Origin of the sequence: Brachybacterium sillae (genome assembly GCF_025028335.1) — a bacterium.
GTDB lineage: Bacteria > Actinomycetota > Actinomycetes > Actinomycetales > Dermabacteraceae > Brachybacterium > Brachybacterium sillae.
Genome location: NZ_JAFEUW010000001.1, coordinates 2,501,298 through 2,527,772 on the forward strand (window position 1 = coordinate 2,501,298; position 26,475 = coordinate 2,527,772).

28 protein-coding genes are annotated in these 26,475 nt (G+C 70.9%); 18 read left to right on the top strand and 10 right to left on the bottom strand.

Going from position 1 to position 26,475, the window contains the following annotated elements:
- Window position 1 precedes the first annotated feature (1 nt).
- The 13 genes from hpt (at window position 2) to JSY14_RS11575 (ending at window position 11,590) form a co-directional block, all read left to right on the top strand.
- Window positions 2-556 (top strand): hypoxanthine phosphoribosyltransferase, encoded by a 555-nt coding sequence (gene hpt / locus JSY14_RS11515; protein WP_259559245.1) that lies wholly within the window; start codon window positions 2-4, stop codon window positions 554-556.
- Between the two features lies 1 nt (window position 557).
- Window positions 558-2,597 carry an ATP-dependent zinc metalloprotease FtsH gene (ftsH, locus tag JSY14_RS11520; protein ID WP_259559246.1) on the top strand — a complete coding sequence of 680 codons (2,040 nt, stop codon included), beginning with the start codon at window positions 558-560 and terminating at the stop codon, window positions 2,595-2,597.
- Window position 2,598: 1 nt separating this feature from the next.
- Window positions 2,599-3,162, top strand: coding sequence for a GTP cyclohydrolase I FolE (folE, locus tag JSY14_RS11525; RefSeq protein ID WP_259559247.1), 564 nt, complete (start codon window positions 2,599-2,601; stop codon window positions 3,160-3,162).
- Window positions 3,163-3,166: 4 nt separating this feature from the next.
- Window positions 3,167-4,039 carry a dihydropteroate synthase gene (gene folP / locus JSY14_RS11530; RefSeq protein ID WP_259559249.1) on the top strand — a complete coding sequence of 291 codons (873 nt, stop codon included), beginning with the start codon at window positions 3,167-3,169 and terminating at the stop codon, window positions 4,037-4,039.
- Window positions 4,032-4,940: a 2-amino-4-hydroxy-6-hydroxymethyldihydropteridine diphosphokinase gene (gene folK / locus JSY14_RS11535; protein ID WP_259559255.1), complete on the top strand. Its 909-nt coding sequence runs from the start codon at window positions 4,032-4,034 to the stop codon at window positions 4,938-4,940. Before folP ends, folK begins: the two co-directional genes overlap by 8 nt.
- Window positions 4,940-5,446, top strand: coding sequence for a DUF3180 domain-containing protein (locus tag JSY14_RS11540; RefSeq protein ID WP_259559257.1), 507 nt, complete (start codon window positions 4,940-4,942; stop codon window positions 5,444-5,446). Before folK ends, JSY14_RS11540 begins: the two co-directional genes overlap by 1 nt.
- Before the next feature lie 91 nt (window positions 5,447-5,537).
- Window positions 5,538-6,023 carry a PH domain-containing protein gene (locus JSY14_RS11545; RefSeq protein ID WP_259559261.1) on the top strand — a complete coding sequence of 162 codons (486 nt, stop codon included), beginning with the start codon at window positions 5,538-5,540 and terminating at the stop codon, window positions 6,021-6,023.
- Window positions 6,020-7,564, top strand: a complete 1,545-nt coding sequence (locus JSY14_RS11550; protein WP_259559262.1) for a PH domain-containing protein — start codon at window positions 6,020-6,022, stop codon at window positions 7,562-7,564. The genes JSY14_RS11545 and JSY14_RS11550 overlap by 4 nt, the downstream gene beginning before the upstream one ends.
- Window positions 7,561-8,496: a Rossmann-like and DUF2520 domain-containing protein gene (locus JSY14_RS11555; RefSeq protein WP_259559263.1), complete on the top strand. Its 936-nt coding sequence runs from the start codon at window positions 7,561-7,563 to the stop codon at window positions 8,494-8,496. Before JSY14_RS11550 ends, JSY14_RS11555 begins: the two co-directional genes overlap by 4 nt.
- Window positions 8,493-9,329, top strand: coding sequence for a pantoate--beta-alanine ligase (panC, locus tag JSY14_RS11560; protein WP_259559264.1), 837 nt, complete (start codon window positions 8,493-8,495; stop codon window positions 9,327-9,329). Before JSY14_RS11555 ends, panC begins: the two co-directional genes overlap by 4 nt.
- Before the next feature lie 58 nt (window positions 9,330-9,387).
- A complete protein-coding gene (lysS, locus tag JSY14_RS11565; protein WP_259559265.1) occupies window positions 9,388-10,896 on the top strand; it encodes a lysine--tRNA ligase in 1,509 nt (502 codons plus the stop codon).
- Between the two features lies 1 nt (window position 10,897).
- Window positions 10,898-11,104 carry a hypothetical protein gene (locus JSY14_RS11570; RefSeq protein ID WP_259559266.1) on the top strand — a complete coding sequence of 69 codons (207 nt, stop codon included), beginning with the start codon at window positions 10,898-10,900 and terminating at the stop codon, window positions 11,102-11,104.
- 153 nt (window positions 11,105-11,257) lie between these two features.
- On the top strand, window positions 11,258-11,590 hold the full coding sequence (locus tag JSY14_RS11575) for a histone-like nucleoid-structuring protein Lsr2 (protein WP_259559267.1): 333 nt from the start codon (window positions 11,258-11,260) through the stop codon (window positions 11,588-11,590).
- A gap of 88 nt (window positions 11,591-11,678) precedes the next feature.
- Here the strand turns inward: JSY14_RS11575 and JSY14_RS11580 are convergent, their stop codons facing one another.
- Genes JSY14_RS11580 through JSY14_RS11600 form a run of 5 tightly spaced genes read right to left on the bottom strand, consistent with a single transcriptional unit; the run spans window position 11,679 to window position 17,222 of the window.
- A complete protein-coding gene (locus tag JSY14_RS11580; RefSeq protein WP_259559269.1) occupies window positions 11,679-12,620 on the bottom strand; it encodes an aldose 1-epimerase family protein in 942 nt (313 codons plus the stop codon).
- Window positions 12,617-13,348: a LutC/YkgG family protein gene (locus tag JSY14_RS11585; RefSeq protein WP_259559271.1), complete on the bottom strand. Its 732-nt coding sequence runs from the start codon at window positions 13,346-13,348 to the stop codon at window positions 12,617-12,619. The genes JSY14_RS11580 and JSY14_RS11585 overlap by 4 nt, the downstream gene beginning before the upstream one ends.
- Window positions 13,345-14,913, bottom strand: coding sequence for a lactate utilization protein B (locus JSY14_RS11590; protein WP_259559273.1), 1,569 nt, complete (start codon window positions 14,911-14,913; stop codon window positions 13,345-13,347). Before JSY14_RS11590 ends, JSY14_RS11585 begins: the two co-directional genes overlap by 4 nt.
- A complete protein-coding gene (locus JSY14_RS11595) occupies window positions 14,910-15,695 on the bottom strand; it encodes a (Fe-S)-binding protein (protein ID WP_259559275.1) in 786 nt (261 codons plus the stop codon). The genes JSY14_RS11590 and JSY14_RS11595 overlap by 4 nt, the downstream gene beginning before the upstream one ends.
- 39 nt (window positions 15,696-15,734) lie before the next feature.
- Window positions 15,735-17,222 carry a malate:quinone oxidoreductase gene (locus JSY14_RS11600; RefSeq protein WP_259559276.1) on the bottom strand — a complete coding sequence of 496 codons (1,488 nt, stop codon included), beginning with the start codon at window positions 17,220-17,222 and terminating at the stop codon, window positions 15,735-15,737.
- Between the two features lie 137 nt (window positions 17,223-17,359).
- On the opposite strand from JSY14_RS11600, the gene JSY14_RS12600 reads away from it, so the two are divergent.
- The 5 genes from JSY14_RS12600 (at window position 17,360) to JSY14_RS11620 (ending at window position 22,909) form a co-directional block, all read left to right on the top strand.
- Window positions 17,360-17,644 (top strand): alpha-L-fucosidase, encoded by a 285-nt coding sequence (locus JSY14_RS12600; protein ID WP_432803658.1) that lies wholly within the window; start codon window positions 17,360-17,362, stop codon window positions 17,642-17,644.
- A 7-nt stretch (window positions 17,645-17,651) separates the two neighbouring features.
- A complete protein-coding gene (locus JSY14_RS11605) occupies window positions 17,652-18,410 on the top strand; it encodes a hypothetical protein (RefSeq protein ID WP_259559278.1) in 759 nt (252 codons plus the stop codon).
- 606 nt (window positions 18,411-19,016) lie between these two features.
- Window positions 19,017-21,608: an ATP-dependent Clp protease ATP-binding subunit gene (locus JSY14_RS11610; RefSeq protein ID WP_259559280.1), complete on the top strand. Its 2,592-nt coding sequence runs from the start codon at window positions 19,017-19,019 to the stop codon at window positions 21,606-21,608.
- A gap of 78 nt (window positions 21,609-21,686) precedes the next feature.
- Window positions 21,687-22,409, top strand: coding sequence for a DedA family protein (locus tag JSY14_RS11615; protein ID WP_259559283.1), 723 nt, complete (start codon window positions 21,687-21,689; stop codon window positions 22,407-22,409).
- Entirely contained in the window at window positions 22,406-22,909 is a 504-nt protein-coding gene (locus tag JSY14_RS11620) for an amino-acid N-acetyltransferase (protein ID WP_259559284.1), read from the top strand. Before JSY14_RS11615 ends, JSY14_RS11620 begins: the two co-directional genes overlap by 4 nt.
- A 4-nt stretch (window positions 22,910-22,913) precedes the next feature.
- Here JSY14_RS11620 and JSY14_RS11625 read toward each other — a convergent pair whose 3' ends face one another.
- The 5 genes from JSY14_RS11625 to JSY14_RS11645 form a co-directional block, all read right to left on the bottom strand.
- Complete coding sequence (locus tag JSY14_RS11625) at window positions 22,914-23,819, bottom strand: HhH-GPD family protein (RefSeq protein ID WP_259559285.1); 906 nt, start codon at window positions 23,817-23,819, stop codon at window positions 22,914-22,916.
- 142 nt (window positions 23,820-23,961) lie between these two features.
- Entirely contained in the window at window positions 23,962-24,396 is a 435-nt protein-coding gene (mscL, locus tag JSY14_RS11630) for a large conductance mechanosensitive channel protein MscL (protein WP_259559286.1), read from the bottom strand.
- Between the two features lie 63 nt (window positions 24,397-24,459).
- Window positions 24,460-25,131, bottom strand: coding sequence for an SAF domain-containing protein (locus JSY14_RS11635; protein ID WP_259559289.1), 672 nt, complete (start codon window positions 25,129-25,131; stop codon window positions 24,460-24,462).
- 162 nt (window positions 25,132-25,293) lie between these two features.
- Window positions 25,294-25,719, bottom strand: coding sequence for an FmdB family zinc ribbon protein (locus tag JSY14_RS11640; RefSeq protein ID WP_259559291.1), 426 nt, complete (start codon window positions 25,717-25,719; stop codon window positions 25,294-25,296).
- A gap of 100 nt (window positions 25,720-25,819) precedes the next feature.
- Entirely contained in the window at window positions 25,820-26,464 is a 645-nt protein-coding gene (locus tag JSY14_RS11645; RefSeq protein ID WP_259559294.1) for a 5-formyltetrahydrofolate cyclo-ligase, read from the bottom strand.
- Between the last annotated feature and the right edge of the window lie 11 nt (window positions 26,465-26,475).

Genomic DNA, 26,475 nt, shown 5'->3' on the forward strand with positions numbered 1-26,475 from the left:
CGTGGCGGCCGACCCCATCCATGACGACGTCGACCGGGTGCTGCTCGACGAGGCGCAGATCCACGACAAGCTCACCGAGCTGGGTCGTCGCATCTCCGCCGACTATGCCGAGAACCCGCCGATCCTGGTCGGTGTGTTGAAGGGCGCCGTCATGGTGATGGCCGATCTCGCGCGCCGCATCGACCTGCCGGTGGAGATGGACTGGATGGCGGTCTCCTCCTACGGCTCGGGGACGAAGTCCTCCGGTGTGGTGCGGATCCTCAAGGACCTCGGCGCCGACATCACCGGGCGTCACGTCCTCATCGTGGAGGACATCATCGACTCCGGGCTCACCCTGAAGTGGCTCCTGGCGAACCTCCGCTCCCGCGGTGCCGCGAGCGTCGAGGTCTGCGCCCTGCTGCGCAAGCCCGAGGCCGCCCGCGTGGAGATCGACGTGAAGTACGTCGGCTTCGACATCCCCACCGAGTTCGTGATCGGCTACGGGCTCGACTACGCCGAGCGCTACCGCAACCTCCCCTACGTGGGAGTGCTCAAGCGCTCCGTCTACGAGGACTGAGATGGCATTCGCCGCCCCCAAGAACTCCCCCAGGAACAGGAAGCGCCCCTCCGGGAGCGTCGCCCTGTGGCTCGTGACCGCTCTGCTGCTGGGCCTGCTGGCCTTCTCCTTCCTGGGGCGTGACGGCTACCAGCAGATCGACACCCAGCAGGGGCTCCAGCTCCTCGCCGACGGTCAGGTCGAGCAGGCCAAGATCGTCGGCGGCACGCAGCAGCGGGTCGACCTGGTCCTCAGCGAGGAATTCGAGGACAAGGGCACCCGGGTGCGGTTCCCCTACGTCGATGCCCGCGGCGAGGAGGTCGTGCAGGCCGTCGCCGACGCGGCCCCCGCGAAGGGGTACAGCGACGAGATCGTCGGCAACTCGTGGTGGTCGACGCTGCTGTTCTCCTTCCTGCCGCTGCTGCTGTTCCTGGGGCTGTTCTGGTTCCTCATCGCCAACGCCCAGGGGGGCGGCCGGGCCATGCAGTTCGGCAAGTCGAAGGCCAAGCTGTTCAGCAAGGACATGCCCACCGTCACCTTCGCCGACGTGGCCGGTGCCGAAGAGGCGGTGGAGGAACTCGACGAGATCAAGCAGTTCCTCGTCAGCCCGGAGAAGTACCAGGCCGTCGGCGCGAAGATCCCCAAGGGTGTGCTGCTGTACGGCCCGCCCGGAACCGGCAAGACCCTGCTGGCCCGGGCTGTGGCCGGTGAGGCCAACGTGCCGTTCTACTCGATCTCCGGTTCCGACTTCGTGGAGATGTTCGTGGGCGTGGGCGCCTCCCGCGTGCGCGATCTGTTCTCCACCGCGAAGGAGAACGCCCCGGCGATCATCTTCATCGACGAGATCGACGCCGTCGGCCGCCACCGCGGCGCCGGCATGGGCGGCGGGCACGACGAGCGCGAGCAGACCCTGAACCAGATGCTCGTGGAGATGGACGGCTTCGAGGCCAACCAGAACGTCATCCTGATCGCCGCCACCAACCGCGTCGACATCCTCGACCCGGCCCTGCTGCGGCCCGGCCGATTCGACCGGCAGATCGCCGTCAGCGCCCCCGACCTCAAGGGCCGCCTCCAGATCCTCAAGGTGCACGCGCAGGGCAAGCCCCTGGCGGAGGACGTCGATCTGGAGAACATCGCCCGCCGCAGCGTCGGGATGTCCGGCGCGGACCTCGCCAACGTGCTCAATGAGGCCGCGCTGCTGACCGCCCGCTCCGGCAACCAGATCATCGACAACCGTGCCCTCGACGAGGCCATCGACCGCGTCTCCATGGGGCCGCAGCGGTACTCGAAGGTCATGACCGAACGGGAGCGGCAGATGACCGCGTACCACGAGGGCGGGCACGCCCTGGTGGCGGCGGCGCTGAACAACTCGGCACCCGTCACGAAGGTGACGATCCTGCCGCGCGGCCAGGCCGGCGGATACACGATGGTGGTGCCCACCCAGGACCGCAACTACCAGTCCCGCAACGAGCTGCTGGACCGGCTCGCGTACGCGATGGGCGGGTACGCCGTGGAGGAGGGCATCTTCCACGACGTCACCACCGGCCCCGCCAGCGACCTGCAGAACGCCACCAAGATCGCCCGCGCGATGGTGACGCAGCTGGGTATGAGCTCCCGCGTGGGGCAGATCGCCCTGTCCGGTGACCAGGACGAGGTGTTCGTCGGCATGCAGCAGGGCCAGTCGCCCCGGTACGGCGCCGAGACCCAGAACCTCGTCGATGAGGAGGTCCGTCGTCTGCTCGACATCGCGCTCGACGAGGCCTGGTGGGTGATCTCCCAGAACCGCGACGTGCTCGACCGCCTCGTGCTGGAGCTTCTGGAGAAGGAGACCCTGGGGGAGAGGGAGCTGGCGGAGATCTTCCGTGACGTGCGCAAGCTGCCCCCGCGCGATGTGTGGCAGTCCAGCCCGGAGCGCCCCGTGTTCACCGCCCCATTGGTGGGCGGCCCCGCCTCCGCCGAGGGCACCGAATCCTCGGACGCCGGGGAACCGCTCACCCCAGGCGCTCCCGAGTTGCCGCAGCCCGGCGGTGACGGACCGACCATCCCGGGATTGGGGGACTGACATGCCGGTGGACCACGCGCGCATCGAGGCCGCCGTCCGCGAGATCCTCGCTGGCATCGGTGAGGACCCCGACCGCGACGGACTGCGGGACACCCCCGCCCGGGTGGCGCGGATGTACGCCGAGGTGTTCGCCGGCATGGATCAGAACGCCGCCGAGCCCCTCGCCACCACCTTCGACCTGGAGCACCGGGAGCTCGTGCTGGTGAAGAACATCCGGTTCTACTCCATGTGCGAGCACCACCTCCTGCCGTTCCTCGGCGCCGCCCACATTGGGTACATCCCCGGGGACGGTGGTGTGACGGGCCTGTCGAAACTCGCGCGTCTGGTGCAGGTCTACGCCCGCCGCCCTCAGGTGCAGGAGCGGATCACCACCGAGATCGCGGACGCCCTCATGCAGGAGCTCCGGGCCTCCGGGGCGATCGTGGTGCTCGAGGCTGAGCACATGTGCATGAGCATGCGCGGGGTGCGCGCCGAGGAGGCTCGCACCGTCACCAGTGCCGTGCGCGGTGTGCTGCGGGAGACCGCCACCCGTGCCGAGGCGATGAGCCTGATCATGAAGGGCTGAGTCCATGCGCCGTCCGCTCCTCTCCGGTCCCCGTCGCCCCGTCGGTCTGCCGGAGCCCCTCGCCTCCCTCGACCGCACCGCGGTGATGGGGATCCTCAACGTCACCCCCGACTCGTTCTCCGACGGCGGCCTGCACAACGCCCCCGAGGCCGCCGTCGCCCACGCCCGCCTGCTCCGCGACCAGGGCGCGGACCTCATCGACCTCGGTGGGGAGTCGACCCGCCCGGGTGCCGAACCGGTCGACGAGGAGGAGGAGCTGCGTCGCGTGATGCCCGTGGTGCGGGCGCTCGTCGCCGATGGCGCCGTGCTCAGTATCGACACCATGCATGCGGCAGTGGCGGAGGCCGTGATCGCCGAAGGGGTCGGCATCATCAACGACGTCTCCGGCGGTCTCGCCGACCCTGCCATGCCCGCCACCACAGCGCGGTTGCGCACCCGGCGCGGCGAACCGCCGGTCATGATCGCCATGCACTGGCGGGGGCCCGACGTCCGACGCCACACCACGTACACCGACGTGGCCCGGGAGGTCCGTGAGGAACTGGGGGCGGCACTCCGCGCCCTGGTCGAGGCCGGAGTGGAGCGGGAGCGGCTCGTGGCCGACCCGGGGCTCGGCTTCTCCAAGGCCGCCGCCCAGGACTGGGAACTGCTGGCCCACTGGGATGAGCTCGAGGCCCACGACCTGCCGGTGCTGATCGGTGCCTCCCGGAAGCGGTCGATGGGGTCTCTCGGGGTGGACCGCGACCAGGTCACCGCCGCGGTAAGCATGCACAGCGCCCTGCACGGCGCGTGGGCGGTGCGGGTGCACGAGGCCGCTCCCAGTGCCGCAGCCGCCCGCGCCGCGCGGGCCCTCGCCCAGGCGGGGTCCCGCCGTGGCTGAGTTCGTGCCCGAGGTGGGTGCGCCCGCCCCGCACCGCGACGTGATCCGTCTGCGGGGAGTGCGGGCGCACGGCCACCACGGGGTGCTCGAGCATGAGCGCCGCGATGGCCAGGAATTCCTCGCCGACGTCGCCCTCCATCTGGCCCTCGCCCCCGCCGCCCGCGGGGACGTCCTCGACCGCACCGTGAACTACGCCGAGGTCGCCCAGATCCTCGTCGAGGAGATCACCGGGCCTCCCGTCGACCTGATCGAGACGGTCGCCGAACGCGCCGCTGCGCGCATCCTCGCCGAGCATCCGCTGGTGCGTCGCCTCGACCTGGTCCTGCACAAGCCCTCCGCGCCGATCCCGCACCCCTTCACGGATGTCGCGGTGGAGATCACCCGCACCGCGCCGCCCGTGGAGGCGGTCCTCGCCCTCGGCTCCAACCTGCAGGACCGCCGGGCCCTCCTGGAGCGCGCCCTCGACCTGCTGGACGGGGCGGCGGAGGTCCAGCGGGTGTGGACCGGCCCGATCCTGGAGACCGACCCCGTCGGTGGGGTCGAGCAGGGGGGGTTCCTCAACACCACGGTGGGAGTGCGCACGACGCTCGGCCCGTGGGAGCTGCTGGGCCTCGCCCACGCCCTGGAACGAGACGCCCACCGGGAACGCCAGGTGCGGTGGGGCCCGCGCACCCTCGACGTCGACGTCATCACCTGGGGAGACTTGATGCTCGACGACCCCGACCTGACCCTCCCGCACCCCCGAGCGCACGAGCGGGCCTTCGTCCTCGCCCCCTGGCACGCGGTCCGCCCCGACGACACCCTGGTGGGCCATGACGGGCCCCGGCCGATCGCCGATCTGCTCGCCGCGGCGCCGGACCGTCATGGTCTGCACGCCGCACGGCAGGGGGACACCGACTGATGCGCCCCGTCGGAATCCCCATGCTGCTGCTCATCGGCGTGCTGGCCGGCGGGGTCGGCGCGGCGGGATCCGAGTTCGCCGTCTCCCGCGGCGGAACCCTGCCGGTGGCGGGATGGCTCTCGGGCCTCGTGCTGCTGGTGCTCGCGGGGGTGCTCGTGGCTCTCGGGCTTCCGCTGCGGCGCTATCTGCGCGAATCGGAGGAACGGCGATTGCACCCGACCCTTGCGCCGCGACGTCACCAGCTGGACATGCCCACCGCCTACCGCACCGTGCAGCTCGCCCGTGCCGCCGCCTACACAGGGGCGATCTGTGCGGGCCTGTTCCTGGGGGAAGCCGTGTTCCTGGTCAGCACCGGCCTGGGGGACCTCGGGACCGCCGTGCTGCCGACCACCTTCGCCGGTGTGTGCGCGATCGTCCTGGCCGTCGTCGGGGTGATCGTCGAACGCTGGGGGACCCTTCCGCCGAGCGACAGCGGGGACTCGGCCGGACGCGCCACCCCTGCCTGAGCGAGGGAGGCCGCCCCGGGGCGACCTTCGGATCCGGGTGTCTCACCGATGGTCGAGCGGGATGCCCGACCCGGCCTGCCATGATGGACCCATGAGAGCATCCTCCGAGACCGCGCTGCGGCCCGTGTCCCCGCGCCTGATCACGGCTCGCCGGATCGCGGCGCTGCCCGGGCAGGCGGTAGCGCTGCTGTTGATCGCCGCAGCCGTCACCGCAGCGGTGCTCCTGGATCGCTGGTGGCTCGCCCTGCTTGCCCTGATCCCGCTCGCCGTGGTGCTGCCCGGGGTGCTGCTCGTCGGTCGGCGGGTCCGTGCCCTCGGGTACGCCGAACGGGATGACGACCTGGTGGTGGCCACCGGGGTCCTGGTGCGGCGCGTCGTCACCGTCCCCTACGGGCGGATCCAGTCGGTGACGCTCTCCCGTGGCCCGCTGCTGCAGCGTCTGGGGCTCGCCGATGTGCAGCTGACCACGGCGGCGGCCGCCGCGAGCGTGGTGATCCCCGGACTGGACCGCGCCGAGGCCGAAGCTCTGCGGCTGCGCCTGCTGGAGCGCGGCGAAGCCCAGCTGGCGGCACTGTGAGCACCGTCGTCCACCGTCGCACCCACCCGCTGACGCCGCTGGTCAACGGGTGGAAGGTGCTCGCCGCCGTGGCGGCCGTGGTCGGGTTCCAGAACATTCCCGACCTGCTCGAGGAGTTCACCTGGACCCGGGCCCTCATCGCCCTCGGCGCCCTGGCGGTGCTCACGGTGCTGGCGGTGCTGCTCGGGATGCTGAGCTGGTGGCGCACCACCTATGCCGTCGGACCCGGTGGCGTCGAACTGCACAGCGGACTTCTCACCCGCACCGAACGCTCCGCCCCGCGGGAACGGATCACCGCGGTCTCCGTGGAACGGCCGCTCATGGCCCGACTGCTGGGCGTCGCCAAGGTACGCGTGGAGCTCACCGGCGGTGAGGACTCGCATCTCGACATCGACTACGTCTCCTCGGCGGACGCCGAACGTCTGCGGCGTCACATCCTGCGGGTCGCCGCCGTCGGCGACCAGGATGCCGCCGCGGAGGACCATGCCGGGGTGGTTGCCCTCGGAGGCTCGGGGGATGCGACGGGGTCCGCGAGCCCGTCTGCTGCCGACCCCACCTCCAGCCCTCTGCGGGAGCGCCTCGACCACGTCCTCCACGACGGTGTCACCGACGGGGAGCTCCTGGCCGGCATCCCCACCACCCGTCTGCTGCACTCCCTGCTGCGCGATGTCGGATTCCTGCTGATGTGTGCGGCGCTGCTGCTCGTGGGTCTCGCACCGGTGGTCACCATGCTCACCGGCGCGGTGCCGCTGAGCTGGGGTGTGATCCTGCCGTTGCTGCCCGCAGTGCTGGCGGTGCCGAAGCTCGTGCTGGATCGGGTGGAGAAGAGCTGGGGGTTCGTCTCCCGCACCACGCCGGCCGGGCTGCGCCTGCGTCGGGGCCTGTTCAGCACCCGCACCGACAACCTCGCTCCGGATCGTGTCCAGACCCTCACGCTGCGTCGCCCCCTGCTGTGGCGGGGACCGGGCTGGGTGGATCTCTCCGTGGCCACCGCCGGGATCGAGGACGGCGAGGACGGTGCCGATGCGATCCTCCCGGTCGGCACCGAGGCGGAACTGCGTGCGACGCTGGAGCACGTGATGACCCCGCTCGGGACCCCCGACGACACCGCCACCCTGCTGCACCTGCTCACCGCCCCGGCCCGTGAGCTGCCCGGCCTGCATCCGCCGCACCGGTGGCAGTGGATCGCCCGCCGCACCTGCGCTGCGGTGGTGCTGCCGGAGGCGGTCGTGCTGCGCAGCGGGCTGCTCACCTGCCGTCTGCAGATCGTCCCCAGCGACCGGCTGCAGGGCGTGCGATGGGTGCAGGGACCCGTCGACCGACGTCAGGGGCTGGCCCACCTCGAGATGATCACCGCCGATGGGGGCGTGGACTGGGAGCACGGCTCCGCTGCCGACGCCGAGCGTCTCCACGCGGAGCTTGCCCGACGCGCTGCCGTCGCCCGCCGCTACCGTGACCGGGAGCGCTGGGCCCGTCCCGTCGCCTCCCTGCCGTCGGCCGCGTCCACGCCGACGACCGCCGTCCCCGAGGAGACACCATGAGCGCCGATCGGCGGGCCCCGCGGCTCGGCATCGGCGTCATCGGTGCAGGACGTGTCGGCGCGGTCCTCGGGGCCGCTCTGCGCCGCGAGGGTCATGCCCTCACCGGCGCGTACGCCGTCTCCGACGCCTCCCGGCAGCGCGCTGAGGAGCTGCTGCCCGGGGTGCCGCTGCTGGACGTGCCCCGGATCGTGGAGCGCTCCGAGATGCTCCTGCTCGCGGTGCCCGACGATCAGCTGGAGGACCTGGCCGCCGGGATCGCCGCCACCGGTCTCGCCCCCGGGGGACAGCTCGTGGTCCACACCTCCGGCCGTTACGGGGTGGAGGTCCTCGCTCCGCTGGAGCGGGCCGGGGCGGTGACCCTCGCGATGCATCCCGCCATGACCTTCACCGGCACCGCCGCCGACCTGCCGCGACTGGTCGGCTGCCCCATGGCGGTCACCGCCCGGGGCCACTTCCTGGCCATCGCGCAGGCGCTCGCCGTGGAGATCGGTGCCCGGCCGGTGACCGTCCCGGAGGGGGATCGCATCCTCTACCACGCCGCCCTCGCCCATGCCGCGAACCACCTCGTGGTGCTGGTGGATCAGTCGCGCGAGGCCCTGGTGCGTCTCGGCATGGACGACCCCGGCGGTTACCTGCGGCCCCTGCTCGAGGCGGCTCTCGACAATGCGCTGCGGCAGGGGGCGGCGGCCCTCACCGGGCCGGTGCGCCGCGGAGATGCCGGCACCGTCGCCGCCCACCTCGCGGCCCTCGCCGACCTCGACGCGACCGGCGGACCGGGTCATGCCCGCGACACCAAGGCGACCTACCGAGCCCTGGCCCGCGCGGCCCTCGCCCGCTCCGGTCTGTCCGCGGAGGCGGCCCGCAGGGTGCAGGATGTGGTGGACGGCGCGGATGCCGACCCCCACGCGCCCGACCCCGAGGAGGATGCATGACCCGCCTGGTGACCACGAAGCAGGAGCTGCGGCAGGCCCGCGCCGCCCTCGACGGCACCGTCGCGGTGGTCATGACCATGGGTGCTCTGCACGCGGGCCATCTGGCCCTGGTGGACCACGCCCGCACCCTCGCCGACCACGTGATCCTCACCGACTTCGTGAACCCCCTGCAGTTCGGGCCGGAGGAGGACTTCGAACGGTACCCGCGGGATCTCGACGCCGATCTGCGTCTGGTCGACGGCCTCGTCGACCTCGTGTTCGCGCCCTCGGTCGAGGAGATGTACCCGATGCTCCCGCCGATGGTGACGGTGACCGTCGGGGACCTCGCCGCCGGGTTCGAGGGGACCGCCCGTCCCGGTCATTTCGCCGGGGTCGCCACCGTCGTGCTGAAACTGCTGCTGCTGACGCAGCCCGACATCGCCGTGTTCGGCCGCAAGGATGCCCAACAGCTCGCGATCGTGCAGCGTCTGGTGGGGGACCTCGACGTGCCGGTGGAGATCGCCCCGGTGCCGCTGCAGCGCGAACCCAGCGGCCTCGCCCGGTCCAGCCGCAACGCCTATCTCGACGATGCGGGTCGGCAGCAGGCCCTGGCCCTGTCGCGCCTGGTGACCGCCGTGGAGGCAGCCGCTCCCAGCACCACCGCCGTGCTGCGGGAGATCGAGCAGGCTCGTGAGCGGCAGGAGGTCGACTGGGAGTACGCCGCAGCTGTGGATCCGGCCACCTTCGCGCCCATCGGGTCCGACCACCGCGGGGAGACCGTCGTGGTGATGACCGCGCGGGTCCAGGGCGTGCGTCTGCTCGACACCACTGTGGTGCAGCTCTCCGCGCCCTGAGCTGTCCGGGATGGCGCAGGCCCGTGACGGTAGGGGCCCGCGTGGGACAATCGACCCCATGACCGACGCGCAGCCCGCTCCCGATGCCCTGGACACCTCCGACCAGATCGCCGTCCGCCGGTCCAAGCGCGAGCGGCTTCTGGCCCGCGGTGAGGAGCCGTACCCCGTCAGCGTGCCGGTGACGCACACCGTCGCGCAGATCCGCGCCGACCATGACGGTCTCGCCGCCGGGGAGGAGACCGAGGATGTCGTCGGTGTTGCCGGCCGGGTGGTGTTCCAGCGCAACACCGGCAAGCTGTGCTTCGCGACGATCCAGGACGGCGCGGGGGAGCGCCTGCAGATCATGCTGAGCCTTGCCGAGGTGGGGGAGGACTCCCTGGCCCGGTTCAAGGCCGATGTCGATCTCGGCGATCATGTGTTCTTCCACGGCCGGATCGGTGCCTCCCGACGAGGGGAGCTCTCGGTGTTCGCCGACGAATGGCGCATGGCCGCCAAGGCGATCCGACCGCTGCCGGTTCTCCATGCGGGGCTGTCCGAGGAGTCGCGGGTGCGCCGCCGGTACGCCGATCTGATTGTGCGGGAGGAGGCGCGGCGCACGGTCCGGCTGCGTGCGGAGGTCATGCGCTCCCTGCGCGAGTCCTTCCATCAGCGGGAGTTCGTCGAGGTCGAGACGCCGATGCTGCAGGTGATCCCCTCGGGGGCCGCCGCCCGTCCGTTCGTCACCCATATGAACGCCTTCGACATCGATCTGTACCTGCGGATCGCGCCCGAGCTGTTCCTGAAGCGCGCCGCTGTCGGTGGGCTGGAGCGGGTGTTCGAGATCAACCGGAACTTCCGCAATGAGGGCGCCGACTCCACGCATTCGCCGGAGTTCGCGATGCTCGAGGCCTATCAGGCGTACGGGGATTACGACTCCATCGGGGATCTCACCCGGGATCTGGTGCAGGAGGCCGCACGCGCGGCGACCGGTTCCACTCTGGTGACCCTCGCCGACGGCACGGAGTACGACCTCGGTGGGGAATGGTCCTCGATCACCGTGTACGGCTCGGTGTCGGAGGCGCTCGAGGAGGAGGTCACCCCGCAGACCCCGGTGGAGCGTCTGCGGGAGATCGCCCGCGCCCAGGGCCTGGATCTCGACCACCCGAAGTACGGGCACGGCAAGCTGGTCGAGGAACTGTTCGAGCATCTTGTGGGGGACGACCTGTGGGAGCCGACGTTCGTGCGGGACTTCCCGGTGGAGACCAGCCCGCTGGTGCGCGCCCACCGCAGCACCCCCGGGGTGGTCGAGAAGTGGGATCTGTATGTGCGCGGCATGGAGCTGGCGACCGGATATTCGGAGCTGGTGGATCCGGTGGTGCAGCGCGAGCGTTTCGAGCAGCAGGCCCGTCTGGCCGCCGTCGGTGACGACGAGGCCATGCGTCTGGACGAGGATTTCCTGGAGGCCATGGAGTACGCGCTCCCGCCGACCGGTGGCATGGGCATGGGTATCGACCGCCTGCTGATGGCCATCACCGGATTGGGTATCCGTGAGACCATCCTCTTCCCGCTGGTGAAGCCGGGTGCCTGAGATGGATCTCGCCTACGAACTCGGGTCCCTCATCGCGCCGGTCGGCACCGGCATTCTGTTCTGGCTGGTGCTGCGGGCGATCCTGCGAGCGGATCGCCGCCAGCGGGAGACCGAGGCACAGATCGAGAAGGAGCTGCGAGCGGAACGGGCGGCGCGGCGCGAGGGGAATTCCGGCACCGGGCCCAGCCCTTCACACCCCGGCGGCTGACGGCATCCGGCACCGAGCGCCTCGACCCCGTTTTCCTGGGGCGGAATTCACAGGGCCGGGATGTCCGGTTGATTCCCAGAGAAATGCGCGGCAGTATGGTCCGTGACCGCATTCCGGTTCCCCGGGGTGCCCGATCGAGACTGAGGACGTGACATGGCTCGGAAGACCATTGTGGAACTGGTGGATGATCTTGATGGCGGTCGCGCCGATCAGACCGTGACCTTCTCCCTGGATGGGGTGGCGTACGAGATCGACCTGACCGACGCGAACGCGGAGCGGCTGCGTGAGGCCCTCAGCGAGTGGGTCTCCAAGGCCCGTCGCGTCAGCGGCTCCCGTCGCCGGTCCTCCGGTGGCTCGTCGGCGAACCATTCCTCCGCGGAAGAGACCCGCCGGATCCGCGCCTGGGCGCGCGAGAACGGCCATGAGGTCTCCGACCGTGGCCGCATCTCCCGAGAGCTGCGCGAGGCCTACGAGGCCGCTCACTGAGTCGACCTCCCGCAGACGCGTCGCGGCCCCGCATCCCTCAGGATGCGGGGCCGCGACGCGTCTGCGGGGCGCGTGTGCGGTGGGGGCCTCACCAGCCGCTGATGCTCCAGGACGCCTCGTGGGGCCGCCCCGGGGGCAGGCGCACCACGTCCGTGCCGCTGCGGAAGGCATCGGGCGGACACGTCATCGGTTCGACGGCGAGCCCCACCCGGTCGTTCTCGGGTTCGGGCCGGTCGGCGGTGTGCAGCTGCAGCCAGGGGCAGCGCTCGTCGAATCGCATCCGCACCCCGGTACCACCGGGGGCGGTGAGGGTCACCTCGGCGACGCCGTGGGCGTCGCGGGCGAGACCGGTGAGGGCATGGTCCAGGCGGCGGTCGCCGATCACCGACCCCTCGGCGAAGTCCAGCGCGCTGCCGGGTGCGATGGGGGACAGACCCGTCGGCAGCAGCCGGTCCCCGGTGACCTCGAGGACGCGGTTCGCGGCGACCTGCAACGTCCACGTGTCGAGGGACTCGGGGCCGGCGATGAGGTACGGGTGGGGGCACACCCCGTAGGGGGCGTCGTCAAGGCCGAGGTTCTCCGCCCGCACCGTGGTGAGCAGACCCAGGTCGGCGTCGACCCGATGCGTGACCGTGAGCAGAAGGTGGAACGGGTAGCCGGGGGAGGGGAACAGCTCCAGCTGCAGCACCGCCCGGTCCGCTCCGGTCTGCACCACGTCATAGGGGAGGTGGGAGACGAGCCCGTGGAGGGCGTTCCCGCGCTCCGGCTCCGACAGCGGCACCTGAAGCTCTCGCCCGTCCCAGGTGTACGTGCCGTCGCCGATGCGGTTCGGCCAGGGGGCGATGATCGCACCGCGGGAGAGCAGGGCGGGGCCGGTCGGGGGGTTGCGGACCAGCAGGTCACGGCCGTCCACGGTCAGGGATTCGATACCGGCGCCGACGCTCGCCACCTGCGCGGTGTACGGGCCGGCGGTGAGGGTGAGGATCCGGCCGCGGTCGCCGCAGCGATCTGTCATCGAGCCGGTGTTCATGCCATGTCCTCGGAGTCGGCGGGATCGGGCGTGTCCTCCACGAGGATGACGTCGAGCCGGCGCGGTCCGTGGACGCCCTCCACCCGGTCCAGTTCGATGTCACTGGTGGCGCTGGGCCCCGAGATCATCGTCCACGCGGCGGTGGGGTCCTCCGCCAGGCGCTGCATGGCCTTCGGCACCCCGAGCACCACCTGATCGGCGTGGACCACGACCACGTGGTGGTCCGGCACCAGGGTGAGGATGCGGCGGCCCCCGAGGCCGTCGCTGCGCAGCACGATCGTGCCGGTGAGGGCGATCGCGGTGTGGCACCCGGTCAGGACGGCCGGGATCCGATCGAGCTCCCGCGGCCCGAGGTCACCGTCGTCGCGCCGCACCGAGGTGCGGACGGCGCGCAACCACTCCTCCGGCAGTGCCGACGGCACCACCACCTCGGCGTCATCGCCGAGGGCGCGGGCGATGGTGAACGGGAGATCCTCCGGGGCGGTGCGGTGCACCGTGGCCGTGTAGTCCTCCAGACGGTCCACCAGCACCTGCCGCACCTTCTCCGGGGCGGTTCCGGTCTCCTGACGGTCATCGGCCCGCTGGTAGGAGCGCGGCACGTCGGCGGCGTCGATCACCTCATCGCGGCGCGGCACCGCGAGGGCGGTGCGCACGCGGGCGAGGATCTCCTCCTTGGCGCTCATCCCCGCCACACGGTGGGGGAACGGATCCTGGGCGGTGCGGCTCATCGTGCCTCCTCCGGGTCGTGGGGGCTGCTCGGCCCGTCATCGGTCGCGGCGGAGTCGGCCGCGCGCTCGCGGCCGGCCCACCAGCTGCGGAAGGATCCCGAGGGGGTGGGAAGGTCACGATGGTCGGTCCATCCCGGCACCAGCGGCAGCAGTCCGGGCACCGGCCCGATGTTCGCCCGGCGAAGGAGTCGGCGGGCGGTCCCACTGGAGCGGACCACCGTGTCATAGGCGCGGGGGGTGCTCATCAGACGGCTCATGGACCGCATCGCCACATCCCAGGTGCCGTGGAACTCGCCGCGGGTCTCGCGCCGGCGGTCGACCTCCGTCGCTCGCAGGTGCACCAGGATGCTGGGGATGTCGATCTTCACCGGGCACACGTCGTAGCAGGCGCCGCACAGGCTCGAGGCGTACGGCAGGGTGGCGTTGGGGTCGTCGGCATCGGTGATACCGGTCAGCTGCGGGGAGAGGATCGCGCCGATCGGCCCGGGGTAGGTGGAGCCGTAGGCGTGGCCACCGGCCCGCTCGTACACCGGGCACACATTCAAGCAGGCCGAACAGCGGATGCAGTGCAGGGCGGTGCGGCCCTCCGGGTCCTCCAGCACGGCGCTTCGTCCGTTGTCCAACAGCACCAGGTGGAACTCCTCCGGACCATCGCCCTCGTGGACGCCGGTGAACAGCGTCGTGTACGGGTTCATCCGCTCCCCGGTGGAGGACCGCGGCAGCAGCTGCAGGAAGACCTCCAGGTCCTCGAAGGTCGGCACGATCTTCTCGATGCCCACCACCGAGATGAGGGTCCGCGGCAGGGTCAGGCACATACGGCCGTTCCCCTCGGATTCGACGATCACCAGGGTTCCGGTCTCCGCCACCGCGAAGTTCGCCCCGGAGACCGCCACGCCGCCGGGCAGGTCCAGGAACTTCTCGCGCAGGAACCGGCGCGCGGCACCGGCGAGCTGGGCGGGGTCGTCGGTGATGTCCGGGTCGATGTCCGGCATGGACCGCAGGAAGATCTCGCGGATCTGCGCCCGATTGCGGTGGATGGCGGGCACCAGGATGTGGCTGGGGGTGTCCCCGGCGAGCTGCACGATCAGCTCGGCGAGGTCCGTCTCCAGCGCGTGGATGCCGGCGTGGGAGAGGGTCTCATCGAGCCCGATCTCCTGCGTGGCCATCGACTTCACCTTCAGCACCTCGGTGGCGCCGCGCTCGAGGGCCAGGCGGGTGACGATCTCCCCGGCCTCCTCGGCGTCGCGCGCCCAATGCACCACCCCGCCGGCGCGCTGCACCGAGGCCTCCAACTGCTCCAACAGTTCGGGCAGATGATCGGTGACCTGGTGCTTGATCGCAGATCCGGCGTCACGCAGCTTCTGCCAGTCGCGCATCTCCCGCACGGCCTGCGCCCGTTTGGCGCGGATGGTGCCGGTGGCGTGCCGCAGGTTCTGTCGCAGAACGGGATCGGTGAGATCCTGGCGCGCATGCTCGGGGAACCCCTCCCCGCCGCGCAGACGGGACGACAGGGCGGAGGCGTGCTGCGGGCGGACGGTGGGCATGCCCAGGTCGACGGGGCTCATCGTTCCCTCCCGAGGATGGTCTCGGACGGACGGTACGGCGCCTCCCGTGTGGAGGCGAGGATCTGTGCCAGGTGGATCGCCCGTGGGGCGTCCCCGTTGCGGGAGAGCTTGCCGCCGATGTTCATCAGACAGGAGGCGTCCCCGGCCACGACGTACTCGGCGCCGGAACGCACCACATTCGCGGCCTTGTCCGTCACCATCGCATTGCTGGTGGCGTCGTTCTTCACCGAGAACGTGCCGCCGAAACCGCAGCAGGTGTCGGATTCGGGCAGGTTCACCACCTCGATGCCCTCCACCGCCCGCAGCAGCTTCAGCGGGCGCGGCCCCACCTTCAGCACCCGCATGGAATGGCAGGTGGGGTGGTAGGTGACGGTGTGCGGGAAGTACGCGCCGACGTCCGTCACCTTCAGCACGTCGACCAGCAGCTCCGACAGTTCATAGGTCTTGGCGGCCACCGCCGCCGCGCGGCGCTCCAGATCCTCATCTCCCTCGTGCCGAGCGACCAGGGCATGCTGCTCGCGGACGCATCCGGTGCACGAGCCCGAGGGCAACACGATCGCATCGACGTCGTCGAGCTGCCGTTCGAAGGTGTCGACGAAGGAACGCACCACGGGGGCGGCCTCGTGGTAGTACCCGGTGTTGGTGTGCATCTGGCCGCAGCAGGTCTGCCGCGGATCGAAGACCACCTCGTGGCCGAGGCGCTCCAGGACCTCCACGGTGGAGCGGGCCACGTCGGGGGCCATCACGTCAGCCAGACAGGTGGCCATGAGAGAGATGCGCATCGATCCTCCTGCGCGCGTGCGGGGTGGAACGGGGTGGGTTCAGCGGGGTTCGAGGCGCAGGGCCTCGGCCGTCGCGGCGAGAGAGCGGTGGGCCTCGTCGGGGTCGTCGGCCAGGCGGCGCCCGAACGAGGGGATCATCTCCTGCAGACGTGGCCGCCAGCGCTCCATGCGCTGCGGGAACGTCCGCTGCATCAGATCGAGCATGATGCCGGTGGCGGTGGAGGCGCCGGGGGAGGCGCCGAGCATGCCGCCGATGGAACCGTCCTTCGCAGCGATCACCTGGGTGCCGAACTGCAGCACACCGACCTTCGAGCGGTCTGGAGCGATGACCTGCACGCGCTGACCGGCCACGACCCGCTCCCAGTCCTCCTCGCGGGCCTCGGGCATGTACTCCTTCAAGGCGGCGAAGCGCTGGCGCCGCGTCGCCGCGAGCTGCCCGAAGAGGTAGGTGACGAGGTCGAGGTTCGGCGGGCCGACGGCGATCATCTGTGCCAGGTTGTCGCGGCGGATCGATGCGGGCAGGTCGGTGAGCCGACCCGTCTTGAGGAACTTCGGCGTCCACCCGGCGTACGGGCCGAAGAGCAGGCCGCGCTCGCCACCGATGAAGCGGGTGTCCAGATGCGGTACGCTCATCGGCGGTGCCCCCACCGCGGCCTTGCCGTACACCTTAGCGTCGTGCCGGGCGATGACCTCCGGGTTGGTGCAGCGCAGCCACTCCCCGGAGATCGGGAACCCGGCGAAACCGCGGATCTCCTCGATCCCGGCCTTCTGCAACAGCGGCAGGGCGTATCCGCCGGCGCCGACGAACACGAAGGGGGCGCGCACCACGTGCACCGAGCCGTTCGCATCACGGCTCATCACCCCCCAGTCGGAGCCCATACGCCGCAGCGAGAACACCTCACGGCCGGTGGTCACCGTGGTGCCGACCCGCTGCGCGTAGTCGAACAGCTCACGGGCCAGGCGGCCGAAGTCGACGTCGGTGCCGTCGGGGGAGCGGGTCGCGGCGATGCTCTCCGTGACCGGACGGCCCTCACTCACCAGGGGCGCCCACTCCTGCAGGCGCGCATGATCGGTGGTGAACTCCATGCGGTCGAACAGGGGGTTCTCCGAGAGTGCCTGATGGCGCCGCTGCAGGTAGTCGACGTTCTCCACGCCCCGCACGAAGCTCATATGCGGCACCGCGTGGATGAAACGCGTCGGGTCGGCCAGGTCCCCGCGACGCACCAGGTCGGCCCAGAACTGACGGGAGACCTGGAACTGCTCGTTGATGCTGATCGCCTTCGCGGGGCTGACGGAACCGTCCACGTCCTGCGGGGTGTAGTTCAGCTCGCACAGGGCGGAATGGCCCGTGCCGGCGTTGTTCCACCCGTCGCTGGACTCCAGACCCAGTCCGTCCAGCCGCTCAATGACGCGCAGGTCCCAGTCCGGTTCCAGACGGCTCAACAGCGCTGCCAGGGTCGCGCTGGCGATGCCGCCGCCGATCAGGACGGCGTCCGCGCGCTCCACGTCCACCCTCAGGTCCGCCATCTCTCTCCGTCTCCGTCCGTCGTCCTGGTGCGGGCTCGCGGCCCGCAGACCGGTGTCCCCTGAGCCTAGTCGTCGGAAGCGACAGGCGCGCAGCGGCGTCTGCCGCTCGACCGCCCACCCTGTTCGACCCGTCTGATCTGGATGCGGGGGAATGGGTCGCGGCGGCGGACCGCCTCGGCGCCTCCCGCGTCATCCTGACCGCGAAGCATCACGATGGGTTCTGCCTGTGGCCCACGGCCACCACGGACTACTCGGTCGCGTCCTCGCCGTTCCGTGGGGCCGCGGGGATGTGGTCCGGGAGGTGGAACAGGCATGCCGGGCGGCCGGAGTGGGGTTCGGGGTGTATCTGTCCCCCTGGGACCGGCATGCGCCCTGTTATGACGATCCGCCCGCCTACGACGACTACTACGCGGCGCAGCTGAGGGAGCTGTGCACCGGGTACGGCCGCTGGATGAGATCTGGTTCGACGGCGCCGGATCGGCGGGACGGGAGTATGACTGGGAGCGCATCGGACGACTCGTGCAGGAGACACAGCCGGAGGCGATGGTCTTCCACTTGGGGCCCGCGACGATCCGCTGGATCGGCAATGAGGACGGTCTCGCCAGCGACCCGGTCGACTACGTCGTGCGGGACTCCGCCCTGAACGTCCACGACGACGCGACGGTGGATTTCGGGACAGCCCGATATCTGCCGCCGGAATGCGATGTGTCCCTGCGCACGGGCTGGTTCTGGAACGCGCAGGACGCCCCGAAGACCCTCGACCACCTGCTCACCATCCACGACCGTTCCTGGGGGCTCGGCGCGGGTCTTCTGCTGAACATTCCGCCGGATACCCGCGGCCGGATCGATCCCCATGACGCTCGCCGCCTCGACGACCTGGCAGCAGCGCTCGACAGCCGTTACGGCCGTCGCCGGGAACTGGAGATGCTCGGCACGGACGGATGCGGAACGAGATTCGGCGGCGGACCGGCGGAGGCGCGCCGTCTCGAGCTGCGCGAGGACCTGACCCGGGGGCAGCGCATCCTCGCTCACCGGGTCCGCGATGCGGACGGCCGGGTGGTCGCAGAGGGCCGGTCGGTCGGGGTGCGGCGTATCCATCCAGTTCCCGACGGCGCGGACCTGACCTGTCTGACGGTGGAACTGGACGGAGACGACCCCCGTCTGGACGGCGTCGCGGCCTTCCTCTGACCAGCACACGGATCGGCGGGCAGACTGGGCGCATGGAGGCGTGTCCTCAGATGCGGAGAGGGCCGCGACGATCGCTCGTCGCGGCCCTCTCGAATGCAGGTCCCCACGGGGCCCGCGTGTCAGATGGTGGTCGGGGGATCCCGACGCTCGCTCACGGTGCCGTGGCGTCGTGCTGCGTGCGCACCGTGGTGCGGCGGGAGGTGAAGGCCAGGATGAGGCCGATGAGGAAGAGGAGCGCACCGGCCCCATGAGGATGAGACCGAGCGTTCCACCCTCCAGACCGGGCAGGTCGATCTCCAGGGCGAAGCGGACGATCGCCCCGATCACGAAGAGGATGACTCCTCCGACGATGGCGCCCATTGGGGCTCCTTCCTGTTGGCGTCCCCTGCGGCACCGGGAATGGTCACCGCGATCGGGGGTCGCCTCACCGTACGGCCCATCAGCCACCCTGACCGGCAGTTCTACCAGCAGGTCGGGGCGCTGGCGCGGTCCCGCGCGTCGGCCGGCGGCTGGTCGGGTTCTCACGCCCGCGGCGAACACGGGGAAGGTGTGTCTGCCCGTCCGCGTAGTCTCATGCGGAACACGACCATCGGACGGGGGAGGACCATGTTCGAGCGCTTCACCGATCGCGCGCGCCGCGTCATCGTGCTCGCGCAGGACGAAGCACGCCTGCTCAACCACAACTACATCGGCACCGAGCACATCCTGCTGGGGCTGATCCACGAGGCTGAGGGCGTCGGGGCGAAGGCCCTGGAGGCCCTGGGCGTCACGCTCGACGCCGCCCGGGACCAGGTGCGCGACATCATCGGTGAGGGCAACCAGGCGCCCACCGGGCACATCCCCTTCACCCCGCGGGCGAAGAAGGTGCTGGAACTGTCGCTGCGGGAGGCCCTCCAACTGGGCCACAACTACATCGGCACCGAGCACATCCTGTTGGGCCTGCTGCGCGAGACCGAGGGCACGGCCGTGAAGGTGCTGTCGCGCCTGAACGCGGAGCCGTCTGCGGTGCGGCAGGAGGTTCTGGAGCGACTGTCCGGTTACCAGGGCAAGGAGCCCGCCACCGCCGGTGGTCCCGCCGAGGGGCAGCCGTCCGGGTCCCTGGTGCTCGACCAGTTCGGTCGCAACCTCACCCAGGCGGCGCGCGACGGCAAGCTCGACCCGGTCATCGGTCGCGAGCACGAGGCCGAGCGCGTCATGCAGGTGCTGTCCCGCCGCACCAAGAACAACCCGGTGCTGATCGGAGAGCCGGGCGTTGGCAAGAGCGCAGTGGTGGAGGGCCTGGCCCAGTCCATCGTCCGCGGCGACGTGCCGGAGACCCTCAAGGACAAGCAGCTGTACACCCTCGATCTCGGGTCGCTGGTGGCGGGCTCCCGCTACCGCGGCGACTTCGAGGAGCGTCTGAAGAAGGTGCTCAAGGAGATCCGCACCCGCGGCGACATCATCCTGTTCATCGACGAGATCCACACCCTCGTCGGGGCGGGCGCCGCCGAGGGCGCCATCGACGCCGCGAGCATCCTCAAGCCGATGCTCGCCCGCGGTGAGCTGCAGACCATCGGGGCGACGACCCTCGAGGAGTACCGCAAGCACATCGAGAAGGACGCCGCCCTCGAGCGTCGCTTCCAGCCGGTGATGGTCAACGAGCCGTCGGTCGCGGACACCGTGGAGATCCTCAAGGGCCTGCGGGACCGCTACGAGGCGTTCCACAAGGTCACCATCACCGACGGTGCCCTGGTGTCCGCCGCGAACCTCGCCGACCGCTACATCAACGACCGCTTCCTGCCGGACAAGGCGATCGACCTGATCGACGAGGCCGGTGCCCGACTGCGGATCCGCCGTCTGACGGCCCCGCCGGAGCTGAAGGCCTACGAGGGGCGGATCGAGGAGGTGCGCCGCCGCAAGGAGGAGGCCATCGACGGTCAGGACTTCGAGAAGGCCGCGACCCTGCGCGATGAGGAGCAGGCTCTTCGCACCGAGCGCGAGGAGAAGGAGAAGGCCTGGCGCAACGGCGAGAACGACGCCGTCACCACGGTGTCGGAGGAGATCATCGCCGAGGTGCTGGCCTCCGCGACGGGCATCCCGATCGTGAAGCTGACAGAGGAGGAGTCCTCCCGGTTGCTCCACATGGAGGACGAGCTGCACAAGCGGGTCATCGGTCAGGACGAGGCCATCAAGGCACTGTCCCAGGCCATCCGCCGTACCCGCGCCGGCCTCAAGGACCCGAAGCGCCCCGGCGGGTCGTTCATCTTCGCCGGCCCCACCGGCGTGGGCAAGACCGAGCTGGCCAAGGCCCTCGCCGAGTTCCTCTTCGGTGACGAGGACGCCCTCATCCAGATGGACATGTCCGAGTTCGGCGAGAAGCACACCGCCTCGCGTCTGTTCGGCTCGCCCCCCGGGTACGTCGGGTACGACGAGGGCGGTCAGCTGACCGAGAAGGTGCGCCGGAAGCCGTTCAGCGTGGTGCTGTTCGACGAGGTGGAGAAGGCCCACGTGGACATCTTCAACTCGCTGCTGCAGATCCTCGAGGACGGTCGCCTCACCGACTCGCAGGGCCGGACCGTCGACTTCAAGAACACCGTCATCATCATGACCACCAACCTGGGCACCCGGGACATCGCCAAGGGTGTCTCCATGGGCTTCCAGGCCGGCGGTGACCTGTCCACCGACTACGAGCGGATGAAGGCGAAGGTCCATGAGGAGCTCAAGCAGCACTTCCGGCCCGAGTTCCTCAACCGTGTCGATGACGTCGTCGTGTTCCCGCAGCTGAGCAAGGACGAGATCATCCAGATCGTCGACCTCATGGTGGGTCGCCTCAGCGGCCGTCTCGCGGAGAAGGACATGACGCTGGAGCTCACCCCGGCGGCGAAGTCCCTCCTCGCGGAGAAGGGGTACGACCCTGTGCTCGGCGCCCGACCGCTGCGCCGCACCATCCAGCGGGACATCGAAGACGCCCTCTCCGAGAAGATCCTCTTCGGGCAGGTGCGCGCCGGTGACCGCCTCGTGATCGACGCGGAGGGGGAGGGCATCCTCGGGGAGCTCACCTTCTCCCGCCGCTCCGAGGGCGGCTCCCTGGAGCCGATCTCCGACGAGGTCGACGTCGAGCAGATCACCCAGGCCCGCGCGGACGAGGTGACCCACCCGGACGCCGACGCCGACGTGGAACCGGGCTCCAGCCTGCCCGGCACCGGCGAGCAGAACTGACAGCGGACGCCCGGGGCGTCACCGGCCCGATGCCGGTGGCGCCCTGGGCCCGGTCTCACACCGGAGGGAGGGGAGACCGTGAAGGGACTCGATCAGTGGATCCTGGGCATCGCCGATGCCTGGTGGGTCCACCTCGTCGTGCTGGTGTTCTCCGCCCTCGACGGCTTCTTCCCCACCGTACCGAGCGAATCGATCGTGGTGACCCTCAGCTCCCTGTGGTCTTCCTCCGGACAGCCCTCCATCGTGCTGGTGGCGCTGGCCGCATGGGCGGGCGCGTTCAGCGGTGACCAGATCGGGTACGCCATCGGGCGGGCGATCGGGGTGGATCGTTTCCGGTTCCTGCGGGAGGGTCGCGGACGAGCCGCCGTCGACGCGGCCGAGCGGGGCCTGCGCCGCCGGGCGCTGCTGTTCCTCATGACCGCGCGGTACATCCCCTTCGGACGCACGGCCGTGAATCTCGTCGCGGGAGCGGTGCACTACCCGCACTCGAAGTTCTGGCACCGGTCCCTGCTGTCGACGCTCGTGTGGGCCGTGTACTCGTGCGCCATCGGGGTGGTGGCCGGCACCTGGTTCGAGAACAACCATCTCGTCGGCATCACCGTGGCGCTGGTCCTGGCGGTGGTGATCGCCCTGATCGCAGAGCGAGTGGTCACCTGGCTCCACACCTCCCTGGACCGCCGGGCCGAGCGTCGGGAGGCCGCCGCGGCGGCGCACCACCGCACGGCCGGGGCCTCTCACCGCGGCACCCTTCGCCCGACAGGTGACCATGAGGCGGCACCGAGCGGACAGGACGAGCTGTGAGCGAGATCCGTCTCCGCCCGGCGCTGCCCGCCGACGTCCCGGCGATCGACGCGCTCGTCCAGCCGCTGGCCGCGCGACAGGTGCTGCTGGGAAAGGACCTCGTCGCCTACTACGAGGCCATCCAGGAGTTCCTGGTGGCTGTCGACGCGCAGGACCGGGTCGTGGGGTGCGGCGCCCTGCACGTGATGTGGGCGGACCTCGCCGAGGTGCGCACCCTGGCGGTCGCCGAGGATGTCCGCGGCCTGGGGGTCGGTCACCGGTTGCTCGATGCGCTGCTGCAGCGTGCCCGGGACCTCGGCCTGCAACGGGTGTTCTGTCTGACCTTCGAGACCGCCTTCTTCGGCCGGCACGGGTTCACCGAACTCGAGGGTGACGGGGTCGACGCCGAGACCTACGCCGAACTGCTGCGGTCCCTGGATCCCGGGGTCGCCGAGTTCCTCGATCTCGCCCGGGTCAAACCCAACACCCTCGGCAACACCCGCATGATCGCTCATCTGTGAGCGGTCATCGCGGCAGGTGGAACCGCCCCTCGGGATCCTGCTGCGCCAGGCCATCCGCCCGCAGGGACGCGAGGCATCGCTCGACCCGCTCCGGATCGCGCGGGTCGAGCGCGTCGATCTCCTGACGCGTCACCGCGTCGTCATCGGGGCATGCCCGCAGCAGCGCCATGATGCGACCGCGCATCTCACGGTCCGTCCCTGCGAACAGCTGACGACGGCGCGGTGTCTGCGGGTCCGGGGCCGGTCGACCGGCCGCGAACCAGGCGCACAGCCCCGCGGCGCTGAGGGGGCACTCCCCGCAGCGGGGGGAGCGGGCGGTGCACACCAGGGCGCCGAGCTCCATCACCGCCTGGTTCCAGCGCGCGCTCCGGTCCGCCTCCTGCGGCAGCACGGACGTGGCCAGTCGCCGTTCCGCCGCGGTGTAGCCGGGGGCGGGCAGAGGGGCACCGGTCAGAACCCGCACCAGCACGCGCCGGACGTTCGTGTCGACCACCACGGCGCGCTCCCAGTGGGCGAAGGAGGTGACGGCGGCCGCGGTGTACTCGCCGATCCCCGGCAGAGCCCGCAGCTCCTGCTCCCCGCGGGGGAGGGTTCCGCCGTGGCGCTGGAGCACCTCCCGCGCGCAGTCCTGCAGGCGCAGGGCACGGCGCGGGTACCCCAGACGGTCCCACATCTGCAGGACCTGCGCGGTGGGGGCCTCGGCGAGGGAGGCAGCATCCGGCCATCGCTCCATCCAGGCGAGCCATCGGGGCAGGACCCGCACCACCGGCGTCTGCTGCAGCATCACCTCGGAGACGAGGACACCCCAGTCGGAGGTGCGGCCCTCCCGCCAGGGCAGGTCGCGGGCTGCATGGCCGTACCAGTCCAGGAGCAACTGGTGGAGGCGGTCGATGTCGGCGGGCTGGAGCACCCGGTGAACCTACCGCACGACAGCAGGGCGGGGCCGAGTGGCCCCGCCCTGCTGGGAGGTGGTGGGGGCGGTCCGCCGGGACGCGGATCCCTTCCCCTGGTCCGTCGTGGTCACCCCCGGGCGGGGGTCACGACGGGGAGTCTCAGAGACGCTCGGTGGCAACGCCGGTGGTGCCGGTCTGGCCGCGCTGCGCGAGCAGGTCGCGGATCTCGGTGAGCAGCACGACATCCTCGGGGGCGGCGTCCTCCTCCTCGTCCGGCAGGCCACGGCGACGGCGGGCCATGATGCGGGCCTTGGTCATCGGCATCACGAACACGAAGTACACGACCGCGGCGGTGATGAGGAAGGTGATGATGGCGGAGATGATCGCGCCGATGTTCACGAAGGTGGCCGGGTTGCCGTCGCGCAGAAGGAAACCGAGGCCGAGGTTCTGCGGGCCGCCGGCGGCGTTGATGATCGGCTGGATCAGGTTGTCGACGAAGGCGGTGACCAGCGCGGTGAAGGCGCTGCCGATCACGACACCGACCGCGAGGTCGATGACGTTGCCGCGCATGATGAAGTCCTTGAAACCCTTCATGGGCATGCTCCTGTTCTGGGGGCGGGATGCGCCGGGCGCGCTTGCGACCGGCCCCCAGGGACTTTAGTCCGGAGCCCGGGACGACGCGAGGACGACGACGAGAGACGCATCACCCGCGCTGACGGCTGCCGCGGCGGCTGCCCCCTGATCTGCGGAAACGGCGACAACCACGCTCAGGCCCGAGGTGGATCCCAGCCCGGGGGCCGCACCACCGGCGGCCTCGGTGGTGACCTCGACCACCACGGCCTCGAGTCCGTCGGCGGGCAGTGGCGGTGCGTCGCCGAGAGCGGAGGACGGTCCGGGCACGATCCTCACGCGGGCCCCGGGTCCGAGATGCGGGGCGAGGGCGGGGTTCGCGGGCACCACCACGAGGGCACCACCCTGGGGGAGGACGAGCGCGCTGTCCTCCAGCAGGGCCGCCTGCAGCGGGGTGCCGGCCGGAAGAGGCACGACGGTGCGTCGCCCGGTGACCGTGGCAGGGTCCGTGACGGATCCGGCAGGGGCGAGCTCCGGGGCCACTCGACGGACGGTGAGGTCATCACCGTCCAGGGCTGTGCGGGCCGGGAGATCCTCGCGCACCACCACCACGGGAACTCCTCGGTGCGAGGGTGGCACCAGGTCCGGCAGCACCGCCGCCAAGGCCAGCACCAGGAGCAGCACGGTGAGCAGGCGGCGTCGGCGCCGCAGGGCACGACGCCAGTGGGACCAGGGGATGCGGGCGAGGACGGCGACCATGCGACGGACGCTACCGACGTGCCTTCCTCTGAGGCCGGACAAGCACCCGGGGTGGGGATGACCCGGCCCTGGGGAGGAGACCTGGTGGCGTGTCATCCGGGGGCGGATGACCCACGCATATGTCGATGGTGGGCCCGCGGGACGTCCTGTGCGGGAGGGGGCTCAGACGGAGGCGGACGGTGAGGCGGGGGACGAGGAACCGCCGGTCGACCCGCCGGTCGAGCCGCCGTTGGCACTGCTGCCGGTCCCGGAGCCCGCCGCACCGGTGGCGGAGGACCCCCCGGAGCTGTCCGTGCCACCGGCGGAGGACCCCCCGGAGCCGTCCGTGCCACCGGCGGAGGACCCGGTGCCGGAGTCGGAACCGGCCGCGTCGGAACCCGACCCGCCGGGCGCCGTGGCCGCACTGCCCTGCGCCGAATCGGTCTTGTAGAACCCGGACCCCTTGAACACGATGCCCACCGAGTTGAAGACCTTGCGCAGTGCGGGCTCGCCACACTGGGGGCACATGGTCAGGGCGTCATCGGTGAAGGCCTGGTACTGCTCGAAGCGGTGGCCACAGTTCTTGCACGCGTAGACATAGGTGGGCACGAGATCCTCCGGGAGAGCACACAGCGGGGCCTCGCCGCTGCGAGGCCAGCTCACTATACGGCGCGCGGGGACGGCACCCCGATCCGGGGACGCCGACGTCTCAGGCGGACAGTGCCCGGTAGCCCGCGGCGGTCAACACCCCGTCGATCGGGGCATCTCCGTCATCGATCGGGACCTCCCCTGGGGGCAGCAGTTCCTCCGGGTGCACGACCGCGACCACCGGGGTGCCCGGGCGACGGTGACCGACGGCCCGGTCGTAGAACCCGGCACCATGGCCGATGCGGCTGCCGGTGAGATCCACCGCCACCGCCGGCGCGAGAACCAGATCGACCGTCCCGAGGGCATCACGACCCAGACGCTCGCCCTGCGGCTCATCCCCGAACCCCGTGCCGGGGGAGGGCACGAACTCACCGCCGTCCCACAGCACCCACTCCAGGTCCTCGCCGGCGCTGACCGGGAAGATCAACTCGATGCCCTGGGAGCGCAGGTCCTCCAGCAGCGGCATGACATCGGCTTCGGTGGGGGTGGGACGGTAGGCGGCGACGCGGGTCAGCGGGGCGTCCTCACGCAGCGCGGCGATCAGGGCGGCACCGTGGGAGCGCAGCTGCTGGGCCTCCTCGGCCCGACGACGCGCCCCGTCCTCCCCGCCGTAGGTGGTCTTGCGGGCGGTGCGCACAGAGCGGCGCAGCTCCTTCTTCGCGTCCGCAGTCGACGACCCCGGGCTGGTGTTCTCGTGTTCGTTCATGGGGTCATCGT